Origin of the sequence: Paracoccus aurantiacus, from assembly GCF_007993065.1 — a bacterium.
Lineage (GTDB): Bacteria > Pseudomonadota > Alphaproteobacteria > Rhodobacterales > Rhodobacteraceae > Paracoccus > Paracoccus aurantiacus.
The window spans coordinates 197,149-210,423 of the sequence record NZ_VOPL01000002.1; the positions used below are offsets into that span (position 1 = coordinate 197,149).

The 13,275-nt window shown below is 62.6% G+C and carries 11 protein-coding genes; 1 reads left to right on the forward strand and 10 read right to left on the reverse strand.

Translation table 11 applies throughout. The annotated features are described in order from the left end of the window. Nucleotide 1: 1 nt before the first annotated feature. The 10 genes from FQV27_RS06435 to paoA all read right to left on the reverse strand — a co-directional run bounded on the left by FQV27_RS06435 (nucleotide 2) and on the right by paoA (nucleotide 10,487). On the reverse strand, nucleotides 2–331 hold the full coding sequence (locus FQV27_RS06435) for an HNH endonuclease (protein WP_246133018.1): 330 nt from the start codon (nucleotides 329–331) through the stop codon (nucleotides 2–4). Beyond that, nucleotides 321–1,793, reverse strand: coding sequence for a terminase large subunit domain-containing protein (locus FQV27_RS06440; RefSeq protein WP_377768694.1), 1,473 nt, complete (start codon nucleotides 1,791–1,793; stop codon nucleotides 321–323). The genes FQV27_RS06435 and FQV27_RS06440 overlap by 11 nt, the downstream gene beginning before the upstream one ends. A 260-nt stretch (nucleotides 1,794–2,053) precedes the next feature. Next, complete coding sequence (locus FQV27_RS06445) at nucleotides 2,054–2,569, reverse strand: head-tail connector protein (protein ID WP_147097046.1); 516 nt, start codon at nucleotides 2,567–2,569, stop codon at nucleotides 2,054–2,056. Further along, nucleotides 2,566–3,888 carry an AAA family ATPase gene (locus tag FQV27_RS06450; RefSeq protein ID WP_147097047.1) on the reverse strand — a complete coding sequence of 441 codons (1,323 nt, stop codon included), beginning with the start codon at nucleotides 3,886–3,888 and terminating at the stop codon, nucleotides 2,566–2,568. Before FQV27_RS06450 ends, FQV27_RS06445 begins: the two co-directional genes overlap by 4 nt. Continuing rightward, complete coding sequence (locus tag FQV27_RS06455; protein ID WP_147097048.1) at nucleotides 3,885–4,190, reverse strand: hypothetical protein; 306 nt, start codon at nucleotides 4,188–4,190, stop codon at nucleotides 3,885–3,887. The genes FQV27_RS06450 and FQV27_RS06455 overlap by 4 nt, the downstream gene beginning before the upstream one ends. A 223-nt stretch (nucleotides 4,191–4,413) precedes the next feature. Next, the gene (locus FQV27_RS06460) at nucleotides 4,414–5,565 is read right to left on the reverse strand and encodes a low temperature requirement protein A (RefSeq protein ID WP_147097049.1); all 1,152 of its coding nucleotides are present in this window, start codon (nucleotides 5,563–5,565) and stop codon (nucleotides 4,414–4,416) included. A gap of 67 nt (nucleotides 5,566–5,632) precedes the next feature. After that, complete coding sequence (locus FQV27_RS06465; RefSeq protein WP_186827238.1) at nucleotides 5,633–6,577, reverse strand: XdhC family protein; 945 nt, start codon at nucleotides 6,575–6,577, stop codon at nucleotides 5,633–5,635. Between the two features lie 96 nt (nucleotides 6,578–6,673). Then, nucleotides 6,674–8,875, reverse strand: coding sequence for an aldehyde oxidoreductase molybdenum-binding subunit PaoC (gene paoC / locus FQV27_RS06470; RefSeq protein ID WP_147097051.1), 2,202 nt, complete (start codon nucleotides 8,873–8,875; stop codon nucleotides 6,674–6,676). 5 nt (nucleotides 8,876–8,880) lie between these two features. Continuing rightward, nucleotides 8,881–9,837 carry an FAD binding domain-containing protein gene (locus FQV27_RS06475; RefSeq protein ID WP_147097052.1) on the reverse strand — a complete coding sequence of 319 codons (957 nt, stop codon included), beginning with the start codon at nucleotides 9,835–9,837 and terminating at the stop codon, nucleotides 8,881–8,883. Then, nucleotides 9,834–10,487 carry an aldehyde dehydrogenase iron-sulfur subunit PaoA gene (gene paoA / locus FQV27_RS06480; protein ID WP_147097053.1) on the reverse strand — a complete coding sequence of 218 codons (654 nt, stop codon included), beginning with the start codon at nucleotides 10,485–10,487 and terminating at the stop codon, nucleotides 9,834–9,836. The genes FQV27_RS06475 and paoA overlap by 4 nt, the downstream gene beginning before the upstream one ends. A 307-nt stretch (nucleotides 10,488–10,794) precedes the next feature. Here paoA and pheT point away from each other — a divergent pair, with 307 nt between their 5' ends. After that, entirely contained in the window at nucleotides 10,795–13,200 is a 2,406-nt protein-coding gene (gene pheT, locus FQV27_RS06485) for a phenylalanine--tRNA ligase subunit beta (RefSeq protein ID WP_147097054.1), read from the forward strand. Nucleotides 13,201–13,275 lie beyond the last annotated feature (75 nt).

Consider the following 13,275-nt stretch of genomic DNA (forward strand, 5'->3'; position numbering starts at 1 on the left):
TTTACCTCATTTGCTCGACAGGGGTTTGTTCGGCCATCAGTTCAACGACAGCCTGCCGCCAGCCTTGGCGGTCATATGCGGGCGGCTTTCGGCCAACCTCGACATGGGTTTTCGCGGAATGACAGGACGGGCAGAGCGCCTGCAAATTCGCGGGATCGTAAGCCAGATCAGGACGCTTCCTGACCGGCTCGATATGGTCGCATTCCAGACGGCCCCTTGCGCCACAGTCCACGCATTTGAAGCCGTCGCGTTCCATGACGGCCATGCGCAGCGCCTTCCAGCGCGGGCCGCGTGTGACGTGCCGGGAATAGCGGGTGAAGTCATTGCGCAATGTAGACCCTCCGCTTGCGGGTGGGTGCCGCCAGCATCCGCTGCCCCTGCGCCACGGCCAGCACGGTTGCTGCCGCCGCGTCGATGCGGCCAAGGGAACGCGCCTTCGCCAGCTTGGCATTGCCTGCCGGATCGTTCAGCACGACAGCATCGGAAAAGGCAGATCGCAGCAGCAGGGACGGGACGCCTTTGACCTCGCCGTCAAACAGCGCCCGGCGAAAGCGCTCTACGTCCTCGGAGCCATCGCGCCAGCCAAAGCCGCGAAAGACGAACGGCACCGATCCCAGACCGGCCTTTTCCATCGCCTCGGTAAATTCGGCATGACGGAAGCGGTCCCCGACGATACAGGCCGGGGGCGTGTCGATCCTGCGCACGATCTCGGCCAGCCACGGCCCCGGCGGCACGGTCGCATCGCCAAGGGTGAACAACTCGCCCCGTTCGTTCATCTCGACATAGCGCCCGCTGACGCCATCAGCCGCGCCACGATCCGCGAGTGACGGATTGCCGGGGAAGGTGCCGACAGCCTCAAGACGCCCGGTTTCCGGCCAGTAGAAGGCGGCTGCCGACATGGAACGACTGCCGCCCAGATCGACGCCCAGAACAACAGGCCCCTGACGTGCGGGCAGTTCGTCGGGCGCGACCTCGGACGCCAGCCATTCATCCACTGTCACCAGCAGGCTGCGATCTTCGGTCGAAACCCGTTCGTTCCGGTTCAGGTTACGGAAGCTGGACAGGGCTGATCCGCCCCGTGCAATCGCGCGACGGGCTTGTGCAACGAGCCATTCCGGGCTGGACCCGATGCCCTCGACCGCGCCGGGGTTCGCTTCCAGCAGGCTATCCAGATCGTCAGCAGGCAGACCGAATGCGGGCCGGTGTTCCTGCACAAAGGTGCCGGGGGGCGGCTCATCCAGCCAGCGGGAAAAGGTGTTGGCGTCGTCCGGTGCAGACGTCGAGATAATCAGCGCCCGGCCATCGCGCTTGCCCAGACCGGACAGGATCGCGTTTTCGAGATTGTCGCCCTTTTCGCGTTCCCAAGCCGCCCTTTCGTCCATGACCGCCAGCGTCGGAGCGCCGCCAAGGATCGACTTGCCGTCCGCCGCGATGACGCGGGCCAGCCCGCCGCCATTGCCGTCAAATTGAACCTCAAGCTTGCTGCCGTGCCGGATCGTGAACAGTTCCTGCAGTTCCTCGTCCAGCCCCTTGATAAACCAAGTCAGGAAATCGAATGCCGCACGGGCCTGATCCCGGTTTCGGGCCGCGAAGATAATCTCCCGCATCGGCTGATCGTCCCATGCACCGACCAGATGCCCGAGAGACAGGCCAGCCGACAGCGCCGTTTTGGCGTTGCCGCGACCTATCGAAAGACAGCCGATCATGACGCCATCAGCCATAGCGCCGCGCACGAATTTCTTCTGAAACTCGGCCAGCACCAGAGCCTCGCCAGCCTTTTTGCCAACCGGAATTTTCAGGGTCTCGAGAAAGGAAATCGCCCGATCCGCGATATTTTCGCCCGAAATTGAGAAAGGAACAGTCAGCCGCCGGTTGTCCCCACCATTAGAATCCCCGGCATTGGGACCAGACAGGCCCACAGCGCCCCGCACAGGGGCAGCAGACGCCCGCCGGTATCCCTTCGCCTGCGCCGCGTGATCGGCCTCCTGCGCCGCCACAGAGCCGCTTGACAACCCGTCTTTGCGCGGACGGCCACGGGGGCGTTTCGCCTCGGTCACAGCGCGACCCTCCGGTGACGTGCGCAGATGCGGGCAGCGGCAGGCGTCAGGCCGGGCTTGGCGTCCGGGTCAGCGCGGTGGTCATATGCATGGGCGACCTGTTCCATGACGGCAAGCTGCAAGTCGTCGGGAACGTTGTTGGACGTGTCGCCAAATCCGGCCTCATAGGTGATCTGCACCCATCCGCCCGAGTGGTCGGACAGAGTGAGCCGGGGATAGCGCCCGCCCTCAATGTCCAGAGGATCGACGGGAATCCCATCCGCCGTTACCAAAGCATCAGCAGCAAGCGGACCTACCGGCAGGCTGATCGTCTCGCCCGGATCGGCATCAAGCCCCAAGCTGATCGTCTGACGTGTCAGCGCGATCTCGCAATGCGCCTCGACCTCACGGGCAGCGGCCATCAGGTATCGCTGGATTATCAGATCCTCGTCGTCATGCAGGACGCGGCAATGAGCCTTGGCATCATCGAAGGCGACGGGGGCGGCGGTGATCGGGCTGCGCGTGAATCTCATTTCCACATCTCCGGGTCATAGGCGTCAGGATCGACCGGCGGGCGGAATGCCTCGGGGATCGGATCATTGGTTTGGGAAGGGGCGGACAGTTCGTCACGGACCGGACAAGGGACACCCCTTATAGGGGGGTGTCCGTGTCCGTCCGGATCTGGCGCGGACTTGTCCGGGGTTGTCCGCTGCCTGTCCGCCTTGTCCGCAAGCCAGACATAGTTGTCCCAAATGCGAATCCGGTTTTTGTCCATCAGCGTGTCGCGGTGGCGCCGGAAGATCCGGGCTTTCGTGTCGGACTTTTCGCTGTCCGTCAGTCCTACGCGGTCACAGGCCGCTTGCCAGTCGCTCAGACTGACCACAGGGACAGCGGGCAGATCCTCGGATTTGACGATCTGTCCTTTGTCGCGGATCACCTCTTTCAGCGCATCCAGTGCGACCTGAGCGCGTCCGGACAGTTTTGTCCGCTTGTCCGCCTTCTGAATGTCCGTCTCTGCCACCACGGCAGACGACACGCTATCGCCGTCCTCGTCCTGTCCGATGAACACCGATTTCAGGCGATAGGCGAACACGCCGTCACAAGGCATGTCACGCTGCTTGCGGGCTTCGGCCATGACCACATCGTCATTGCGGGTCAACTCGATTTCGGTATCTGCCGCCGCGCGAAGGCTGCCAGAGCCGCGAGCGCCCTTGCTGGCGTCCTTGCCGCTGTGGTGGATCACCATGACATGTGCCCCGGTCTCGGCCCGCAGCCGGTCCACGCTGCGCACGAGCTGGCCCATGTCCTTCGCCGTGTTCTCGTCGCCGTTGCCCATGACGCGGGCGAGCGTGTCGATTACGATCAGCGCAGGCCGCACATCGGCGTTGTTCAGAGCCTCGGCCAGATATTGGGCATCCTCGCCCGTGCAGAGGTCCAAGCCCTCGGCCAGCACCATGAAGTTCGGTGCGGCTGCGTCGGTCAGATCCTTCTGGTCGCGGCGATAGGCGGCGATCCGGTTATTCAGGCCGGTGCCGCCCTCGGCTGCGACATAGACGACTTGCTGCGGCTCATGGATTCGCGATCCGTGCCAGTCAGCACCGGCAGCGATGTGCAGAGCCATATCCAGAGCCAGGAACGTCTTGCCCACGTTGCTTTCGCCATAGACGACACTGAAAGCGCCCCGATCCATCCAGCCCTTGACCAGATAGCGGCGTTCCAGCACCGGGCGGATGCGGTCCAGCGGGCGCAGGCGTTCGGTCAGCAGGCCAGCGCGGGCATTGGCAGCGGGGCGGATAAAGCCCACGGCCTTGCGGTGTTCAGCGGTCATTGCGTCCAGTTCCTGAAAGCTCATGCTGCGGCCCTCCGCTCGATGTGCGCGAGGAAGGCGGCTTGATCGGCGGCGTTCAGGTGCGACCAGCAGGCCCAAAGGTAGGCCTTCAACTCGTCACGCGCGGCCATGTCGGCCCAGAAGTTGGCCTCGTCCATGTAGCCCATCAGCGGCGGGATCGGCTGGCCCGCGCGGTAGTGATCGACGGCCAGTTCCAGCACCGGCAGGCGATCTTCGGCGGGTAGGTTCGTTACCGCGTCGATGAAGGCAGTTGCATAGCCCGGCAGGTTCGGGGTATTATCGTGGTTGAGAATAGTGCTTTGCACATCAGCCCCGTTCGCCGCGTCACCGGCAGCGGGGCTTTCTTTTTGGGCGTTGGACAAAGCAGAATATTCCGCAATGTTTTCAATGGGGCGGATCCATCCCTGTGGACAAATTACCGGCTTGAAATCACAGGACTCTTTCGGTCCTGTTGGGCTCACCAATTTCCGAAAAGCAGCCGCAAGGCTGCTTTTTGCGTTTCTGGCTATCCCTTACGTTCTGTGGAATTCAATCTGAACTGGACAGGTCGGAAAGCTTTGTGCGGTCGAACAGGGCGATCATCACCATGACCGCCGTTATCAGCGCAAGCCCTGCAAGAGCTGGCAGGGCGGTTGCCGCAACTCCGCCGACAGCGAGCGCGGTCATCCCGATAATGTGACGGCGCGCCCGGAAGTCGGGTGTGATTCGCATATAAAGATAGTGGCCAAGCAGGAAAATTACTGGTCCGGCCACCAGGGGCAGCAGATGAGAGATTTCCGCCTCGCCATAGGTATCAGCGATCAGCACCTGATTGGCGACCGCGCTTAAAATCAGGCCGGCAACCATCAACGTCACGGAATTGACTGCCGCGCGCCCGATGCGCACCTGATCGGATGCCTCTTTCATATGCTCCTCGGACATCTCCAGATTCACGCCGAAGATGATTGCCCACATCGCCGTAGTACCCAGAAAGGCGCAGAAGCCGGCGAAAACCGTGCGCGCAGAAAGCCCGGATTCGGCAAGTGCGAACCCTGTCGAGATCACCGTCTCACCAAGCGCAATCAGCAGGAAAAGCGAGCAGCGTTCAAGAAAATGCGCGGCATCGAAGGGCATCGCCTCGGAATGAAGACGGCGTCCGGGCAGCGGGTGGCCGGTCCAGATCCCGGCCAGCCCCGTCGCCGCCGCAATTCCCCAGGCAATCAAACGCCCATCCGGTCCAAGAAGGGCGCCAGCAACCCAGAGCAAGCTGCAGAACAGCATCCAGCCAAGCGCGCGGATGAAGTGATTGCGATAGTCCGAATCCGGCGCGAAAGCGATCGTCCACAGCGTGCGCCCGATCTCGATCAGCAGAAGCGGGATGATGAATGCCCATGCGTGTTTGTCGAACGCGTGCGAGATCGCCGCATTCATCATCAGGCCGAGCACCATGATCAGAAGCACCACCAAAGTTGGTCTTGCGGCGCTGTCGCGGACGATGGTGGCCGACCAGCTTGTGCCCGACCAGACCGTCAGCACCGCGACCAGCATGATTGCCGTCTCAGCCAGACCGTGCCAGTTCAGATGCGCGGCCAGATGATGTGAAAGCTGTATGAAGGCAAAAACGAAGACCAGATCGAAGAAAAGTTCGATCGGAGAGGCGTCTTCGCGGGTCTCATCTGTCTGTCGTGCGCGTTCGTTCATGATCCTGACAGAACAGCAAAATTTTTCGCCCGTCCATACGGAAGGCCAATCGCCCCTGTGCTTCGGATCAGGGGGCCTGATTTGCTGCCGCGCGTTCCAGCACCTGCGCGAGAACCGATACGGCCAGCGTTCGCGGATCACGGGTAGACGGTATCAGGCCGAAGGGGGATGCCAACCGGGCGATCATCTCGTCCGCGATGCCCAGTTGTTTCAGCGCGGCACAGCGTCTCTCGTGTGCGCGAAGGCTGCCTTGCGCGCCGATCAGAAAGGCAGGGCTTTGAAGCGCATGCGCCAGCAACGCTGGCTCGCGGTCATGGTCGTGGAAAAACAGGGTGACGGCTGTATATGGGTCGAGCGACAGGTCCGCCGGCCAGTCGATCCCTGTCAATTCGCTGCCAAATCCGGCCTCTGCCAGCGTTTCCGCATCTGGCGAAAACAGCTTTACCGGATAGCCGGCCTGCTGCGAGATACGGGCGAAGCACGCCGCCTCGGGGCCTTTGCCGAAGACGACAAGACGAGGCTGAGGCCGGATATGTATGGTCAGACCATTGGGCACGGGCGCATCCGTCAACTGACCATCTGGCAGAAGCGTTATTCGGGCAGGTTCGCGGGCGGCGAGTTGCTTGCATGTCCTGTCCAGAAGCTGCTGGTCAGGCGGGGGGATGACGGCGATGTCCAGACTGCCGCCACATGGCAGTGTGATGTCGACAAAGGGCGATCCGTGCCCGTAACGCAGCGCCCTTGGCTTGCCGTCGTTCAGCACGGCCTGAGCGTGAAGCGCAACGTCGCGTTCAAGGCAGCCAGAGGAAAGGCTGCCGGTGCGGTGTCCGTCGTTGTCGATAACCATTCCAGCACCAAGGGGGCGGTAGGATGCACCCTCGATCCCGGTGATGATGGCGAGCGCAGCATCCGGCGCAATCGCCTGCACCGGAAAGTCCGATTCGCAGATCACCGCCGATTGCGCCACGCCTTTGGCGCCCTGAAGGTCATGAGATGACGTCGCGTCCTTCAACAGGCTCTCCCGAGGCATTCGTCGCAACAGAAATCTGGTCTGCATCTGCTGCAAGATCAAGGATCGGCCGGACCAGAGGGCCCGGCCAAGACAGTGTCAGATGGTCGGAAGGCGGTCCAGCACCTTGTCCAGCGTCAGGGGATAGTCGCGTATGCGCACGCCCGTGGCGTTGTAATGCGCATTCGCGACGGCGGCGGCAATGCCGCACAGGCCCAACTCGCCCACACCCTTCGCTTTGAGCGGTGTGGAGGTCGCATCCTCGGTATCAAGAAAGACGACCTCCTGTTCGTGGATGTCGGCATGAACCGGCACCTCATAACCCGCGAGGTCGTGATTGGCGAAGAAGCCCCGGCCGGTATCGACGGCGAGTTCCTCCATCAATGCTGCGCCGATGCCCATGACCATGCCACCGATCACCTGACTGCGCGCCGAAAGCGGGTTGAGGATGCGCCCCGCGTCGCAAACGGCCAGCATGCGCCTCACGCGGGTTTCGCCGGTGCCGACATGGACCGCGACCTCGACGAAATGGGCGGCGAAAGTCGCAAGGATGAACTTCTCGCGGAAATCACCGAAGTTGATAGTATCTTCAGCCACGATTTCGCCATCCGACGCGATCTCGGTCAGCGGCACGGTCCTGTCGCCTGTTGTCACTTTACCGTCGGCGAACTCCAATGCGCTTGCATCGTCATTGCCCAGACGTCGCGCGATCTCCTCGCGCAGCTTGACGCAGGCAGCGTAGGTTCCGGCCGTCGAACTTGATGCACCCCACTGACCGCCCGATCCGGCAGAGACGGGGAAGCTGCTGTCGCCAAGGCGCACTTCGACCTTATCGACGCCAAGGCCCAGCATCTCGGCTGCGGTCTGCGCGATGATCGTGTAAGAGCCGGTGCCGATATCGGTCATGTCGGTTTCGACAATCGCCGTGCCATCGGGCTGCAAGCGCACCCGCGCCGCAGAGGTAGTCGAGGGCGCGCCGCGATAGCCGCCCGCCATGCCATGCCCGATCAGCCACATGCCTTCGCGGCGGCTTCCCGGTTCCTGATTGCGGTCGGCCCAGCCAAATCGTTCGGCCCCCTGACGCAGACACTCGACGAAATGACGCTCCGAGAAGGCCTTCTCGGGATCGCCCGGATCGACCTGCGTGTCGTTGATGGCGCGGAATTCAACCGGGTCCATGCCCAGCTTCTCGGCCATCTCGTCCATGGCGATTTCAAGCGCCATGAGGCCGGACGCCTCGCCCGGTGCGCGCATCGCGTTCGCCTCGGGCAGATACATATCTACCAGCCGATTGACGATCAGGCGGTTCGGCCCGGCATAGAAGACGGGCGTTTGCGCGGTGCAATTCTCTCCCCGTCCGCCGGGCTGAGTTTCGGACATGCCGTCATGTCCGATGGCAGTGATCGTGCCATCTTCATTCGCGCCGATGCGGATACGCTGAATGGTTTCGGCGCGGTGAGTGGTATTATTCGCAATCATCGGACGGGGCAGGGCGACCTTGACTGGACGACCCGTCTCGCGCGATCCGAGCGCTGCCAGAACGGCATCGGCGCGGACGAACAGCTTCACACCAAAGCCGCCCCCGATGAACGGGCTGTCGACATGGACGTTTTCCTTGTTCAGCCCGAAGACATCGCACAGGCCCTGCACGTTCCAGGCCACCATCTGGTTCGAGGTCCAGACAGACAGATTGCCTTCCCCTTCCCACAAGGCGATGGTGGCATGCGGTTCCATCATCGCATGGGATTCTGCGGGCGTCGTGTAGGTTTCATCCAGCGTTACCGCCGCTTCCGCGAAGGCGGTTTCGAAATCCCCGACTTCCTGCTCGATTTCTCCTTCCTGCTCAAGCGCGGCTTCGCGCCGCGCGGCCAGGTCGAAGCCGTCGGTTTCGTCCTCGTCATATTCCACGCGGATCAACGCAGTCGCGGCGCGGGCTTCTTCGAAGCTGTCCGCAACGACAAGCGCGATAGCCTGATGATAGTGCAGGATTTCGGGACCGCCGAACAGCGGCACGACATTCATCTGGAATTTGCCCAGCACGTCCATGTCCGTTGTGCGGATGACAGCCTGCACGCCCGGCGCCGCCTCGGCCTCGGACGTGTCCATGCTGACGATCCGACCCTTGGCAATCGCGGACCCCAGCGGATAGCCGACCAACTGCCCCTCGGCCACATCGTGGCGTTCATAGGCGTATGGCGCGGTGCCGGTCGTTTTCAGCGGACCGTCGATGCGCGGCGTTGACTTGCCAAGAACGCGCTGACGATCAGCGGGATTTTCAGTCGCGGGTTGATTGAAATCCATGTTCCTTACCCCCTTGCCTCGGCCAGCATCGCGGCCAGTGTCCGCTCTGCCAGGGTGATCTTGAAGGCGTTTTCCTCGGTCGGGTTGGCCCCATCCAGCAGCCGCGTGATGACGGCGGCTGCGCCGTTGGGCAGTTCAGCCTCGGCCTCGGTCATGCGCCACGGCTGAGGCGCGACCCCACCAAGCGCCACGCGGCCAGTCCCGTCATCCTGCAGGACAAGCGCGACGGACACGAGCGCGAAGGCGTAGGATGCCCGGTCGCGCACCTTGTGATACATCTGCACGCCCCCAAGCGGCGCGGGCAGGGTCACGGCAGTGATCAGCTCTCCGGGCTCGAGGATGGTTTCGACCTCGGGTGTATCGCCCGGCAGCGCATAGAAATCTTCCAGCGGAATCTCGCGCGTGGCGCCTGATCCATTGGTCGTCTCCACCACCGCATCCAGCAGACGCAGCGCAATCGCCATGTCTGACGGGTGGGTCGCAATGCAGTTGTCGGACGTGCCGATAATGCCAAGCTGCTTGGAGAACGCACCTTCCATCAGCGCCGTGCAGCCCGACCCCGGCGCGCGTTTGTTGCACGCCATATTGGTGTCGTAGAAATAGGGGCAGCGCGTCCTTTGCAGCAGGTTGCCCGCTGTGGTCGCCTTGTTGCGCAACTGGCCCGAAGCGCCTGCAACAAGCGCCCGCGTCAGGACGCCATAGTCGCGGCGCACACGTTCGTCGGCGGCAAGGTCGGTATTGCGCACAAGCGCACCGATGCGCAGGCCGCCGTCGTCGGTTTCCTCGATCTGATCCAGACCGATGCCGTTCACGTCGATCAGATGCTGCGGCGCCTCGATTTCCAGCTTCATCAGGTCCAGAAGATTTGTGCCGCCCGCGATGAATTTCGCAGCGGGATTGCCCGCCGCCATCGAAGCGGCCTCTGCCGGGCTGGTTGCGCGGTCATAGCTGAAACTTCTCATGCCTGCCCCCCGTGAACCTGAAGGATTGCCGCCATCATGTTGGAATAGGCACCGCAACGGCAGATATTGCCGCTCATCCGCTCGCGGATCTCGTCTTCGGTAACTTGCATCGGGGCCATCAGGTCGGCCGTGACATGGCTTGGGATGCCTGCCTCGATCTCGGCCAGCACGGCGCGGGCCGAACAGATCTGGCCCGGCGTGCAATAACCGCATTGATAGCCGTCATGTTCGACGAAGGCCGCCTGCATCGGGTCCATACTCTCCGGGGTGCCGATGCCTTCGATGGTCTCGATCTCGTCGCCCTCATGCATCACCGCCAGCGACAGGCAGGAATTGATGCGACGACCGTTGACCGTGACGGTGCAGGCCCCGCATTGGCCGTGATCGCAACCCTTCTTGGTGCCGGTCAGCCGGATATGCTCGCGCAGCGCGTCCAGCAATGTGGTGCGGTTGTCGAGTTCCAGTTCGCGCGGCTCACCATTCACGACAAGGCTTACGGTCATGCGCGTCTCGCCCACGGGCGCTGCGGCTTCTTGAGCATGTGACATTCTTGGAAATCCAGTATTGCTGGCGGTCGCAAGCGCCGCCGCAGCGCTGCCCATCAGGACAGTCCGGCGCTTGACGCGCCAGGTGGGATTGCGTGGAGACATCGTTCCCTCCCCTTGTTGTGAGGCTGCATGGGTCGCATGTGGCGGACCGCAACGGGTGGAAGTTCAGGATAGTAGTCGGGGACGAAGCCCGCGAACTATAGCTTATTATGAATAAGTCTTATCGAAAAACCATATGGAACCGGCAGGCGGAAAGGCGTGCTGATTTTCGCTTTTCGCGCGTTGCCAGACCGTCAGGACGGACGCCCGTGCCCCTTTGCGGGCTTGACGCCCTGGTATTCCTTGGATTGAAGGGCAGCAAACCCTTTGCCCGCCGGTCCTCGTGCGGGTGCAAATCTGAAGGTGCACCATGAAATTCACCCTGTCCTGGCTGAAGGACCATCTGGAAACTGACGCCTCGGTTGACGAAATCGCCGAAGCGCTGACCGATCTGGGGCTGGAAATCGAGGAGGTCATCGACCCCGCGGCAAAACTTCGCGGCTTTACGCTGGCGAAGGTCGTCGGGGCAGAGCAGCATCCCGACGCCGACCGGCTGAGGGTGCTTCGCGTCGAGACTGACGAGGGAGAGAAGCAGATTGTCTGCGGCGCTCCGAACGCGCGCGCCGGGCTGATCGGCGTGCTTGCGAAGCCCGGCGACTACGTTCCCGGCATCGACACCACGCTGAGCGTCGGCAAAATCCGCGGCATCGAAAGCCACGGCATGATGGCCTCGGAACGAGAGCTTGAATTGTCGGATGAACATGACGGGATCATCGAACTGCCCTCGGGCGAGGCGGGGCAGCGTTTTGTGGAATGGCTGGCCGACAATGCGCCTGACAAGATCGACCCGGTTTTCGACATCGCGATCACGCCGAACCGCCCGGACGCGCTTGGCGTGCGCGGTGTGGCGCGCGACCTTGCGGCGCGCGGCCTTGGGACGCTGAAACCGCTGGCAGAGGCGAACGTCGATGCGACCTTCGCGAGCCCGGTGACTGTCACGATTGACCCGGAGATCTCTGCGAACGCTCCGTTCTTTTCCGGGCGGGTCGTGCGCGGTGTGACGAATGGCCCGTCGCCCGGATGGATGCAGAAGCGCCTGCGCGCCATCGGATTGCGCCCGATCAGCGCGTTGGTCGATATCACCAACTACTTCACCTACGACCTCAACCGGCCGCTGCATGTCTTTGACCTTGGCAAAGTAAAGGGCGATCTTCATTTGCGTGCTGCGGAGGCCGGCGAAAAGCTTCTAGCCCTGGATGACAAGACCTACGCAATGCCCGTGGGGGCGGTCGTGATCTGTGACGAAAACGGCCCGGTATCAATCGCGGGCGTGATGGGCGGGGCAGAGACTGGCGCGGATGAAAACACGACCGATGTTTTCATTGAGGCGGCGTATTTCGACCCGATTGCGACAGCCGCTACGGGCCGGGCGCTGAAGATCAATTCAGACGCGCGCTATCGTTTCGAACGTGGCATCGACCCAGAATTCACCCTGCCGGGGCTGGATCTTGCGACCCAGATGGTCGTCGAAATCTGCGGCGGCACGGCATCCGGCCCGGTGACGGCAGGCGAGGTTCCGGACCATTCCCGCGCCTATCGTCTTGATACGGGCCGTGTCAGCAGCCTTGTCGGGATGGATATCGAGGACACGGTGCAGCGTCAGACCCTGGAACATCTCGGCTTTCGGCTGGAAGGGGATCTGGCCCATGTCCCAAGTTGGCGGCCCGATGTGCAGGGCGAACAGGACCTGATCGAAGAGATTGCCCGCATTGCCAGCCTGTCCCGGCTGGTCGGCCAGCCGCTACCGCGCCCGCGCGCAGGCGTTCCCCAGCCTGTGCTGACCCCGTTGCAACGTCGCGAAGGTGCGGCGCGCAGAATGGCCGCCTCGCTTGGTTACAACGAATGTGTGACCTACAGCTTCATCGACAAGGCGGCGGCGGAACTGTTCGGCGGCGGCGGCGATGCGGTGCGGGTGGAAAATCCGATCAGCTCCGAAATGACGCATCTGCGCCCGGACCTTCTGCCCGGACTTCTTGCGGCAGCGGCGCGCAATCAGGCGCGGGGATTCGCTGATCTGGCGCTTTTCGAATGCGGCCCGGTCTTTTCGGGCGGCGAGCCGGAAGAACAGGCATTGCGCCTGACCGGGTTGCTGGTCGGGGCAAATGCCGCGCGCGATCCTCATGGCTCGCGCCGCGCCGTCGATCTTTATGACGCAAAAGCGGATGCCGAGGTGATCCTTGCGGCCATAGGCGCGCCGGCGAAATCGCAGATCGACCGCAAGCTTGATGGGTGGTGGCATCCGGGGCGGGCTGGCAACATCCAGCTTGGGCCGAACCGGCTTGCGACATTTGGCGAGGTTCACCCGAAAGTGCTGAATGCACTGGATGTGAAGGGTCCGGCTGTCGCGTTCACGATCATGATCCAGAATGTGCCGCTCCCCAAGTCGAACCTGACGACGCGGAGCGCGCTGAACGCATCAAGCCTGCAACCGGTCGAGCGCGACTTTGCCTTCGTCGTGGATGCCGGCGTCGAAGCGCTGCAACTCGTCAATGCCGCGGCCGGTGCCGACAAGGCTCTGATCGAAAATGTCCGCGCATTCGACCAGTTCGAAGGCGAGCGGGCCGAAGCACAGATGGGGCCGGGCAAGAAATCCATTGCGATCACGGCGCGGCTTCAACCTCGTGACAAAACGCTGACTGATGCCGAAATCGAAGCCGTATCTGCCAAGATTGTAGAGAAGGTTGCGAAGGCGACTGGTGGCGTGTTGCGAAGCTGACCCTGCTGCCGGTGAGCTACTGACGAAAAAACGCCCCGAAACCTGTGGTTACGGGGCGTTTTATATTCGTCCGTT